Origin of the sequence: Streptomyces inusitatus (assembly GCF_014651115.1) — a bacterium.
In the GTDB taxonomy this organism is placed as follows: Bacteria; Actinomycetota; Actinomycetes; order Streptomycetales; family Streptomycetaceae; genus Streptomyces; species Streptomyces amakusaensis.
On record NZ_BMWG01000079.1, the window covers coordinates 1 to 1,167 of the forward strand.

Sequence of the window (1,167 nt, forward strand, 5' to 3'; positions counted from 1 at the left end):
TGAGCAGGTTGCGTTGGCTGACGGCGGGGGAGTCCCACGGTCCCGCACTGGTGGCGACGCTGGAGGGTCTTCCCGCCGGTGTCCCGATCACCACGGAGATGGTGGCGGACCACTTGGCGCGGCGGCGGCTGGGGTACGGGCGCGGGGCGCGGATGAAGTTCGAGCGTGATGAGGTCACGTTCATCGGCGGTGTGCGTCACGGTCTGACCATGGGATCGCCGGTGGCGGTCATGGTGGGCAACACCGAGTGGCCCAAGTGGGACAGGATCATGGCGGCCGATCCGGTGGACCCGGAGGAGCTGGCGAAGTTGGCCCGCAACGCCCCGCTCACCCGCCCCAGGCCGGGCCACGCGGACCTCGCCGGGATGCAGAAGTACAACCTGGAGGAGGCGCGGCCGATTCTGGAGCGCGCCAGTGCCCGGGAGACGGCGGCCCGGGTCGCGCTCGGTGCGGTCGCCCGCTCGTACCTGAGGGAGACCGCGGGCATTGAGATCGTGTCGCACGTGATCGAGCTGGCGGGTGCGAAGGCTCCTCTCGGTGTCTACCCGACCCCGGCCGATGTGGAGAGGCTGGACGCGGATCCGGTGCGGTGCCTGGACGCGGACGCGTCCAAGGCGATGGTGGCGGAGATCGACCAGGCCCACAAGGACGGCGACACCCTCGGCGGAGTCGTCGAGGTGCTGGCCTACGGCGTTCCGGTCGGCCTGGGTTCGCATGTGCACTGGGACCGGCGTTTGGACGCCCGGCTGGCGGCTGCTCTGATGGGCATTCAGGCGATCAAGGGTGTCGAGCTGGGTGACGGGTTCGAGCTGGCCCGTGTGCCCGGTTCGCAGGCGCATGACGAGATCGTCGCCACCGGTGACGGGCTGCGGCGTACGTCGGGGCGTTCGGGCGGTACCGAGGGTGGTATGTCGACGGGTGAGCTGTTGCGGGTGCGTGCGGCGATGAAGCCGATCGCGACGGTGCCGAAGGCGCTCGCGACGGTGGATGTGACCACGGGTGAGGCGGCGGCTGCTCATCATCAGCGTTCGGATGTGGCGGCTGTGCCTGCGGCGGGGATCGTGGCGGAGGCGATGGTCGCGCTGGTGCTGGCGGACGCGGTCGCGGAGAAGTTCGGCGGTGACAGCGTGACCGAGACCCGCCGCAATGTCACCTCGTACCTCGACA

The 1,167-nt window shown here is 70.1% G+C and carries 1 protein-coding gene; it reads left to right on the forward strand.

Features of this window, described 5'->3' with window-relative positions; all coding sequences use genetic code 11:
- Window positions 1–1,167 (forward strand): chorismate synthase (gene aroC, locus IE247_RS33890; RefSeq protein ID WP_229869529.1); only part of this gene is annotated, 1,167 nt, incomplete at both ends.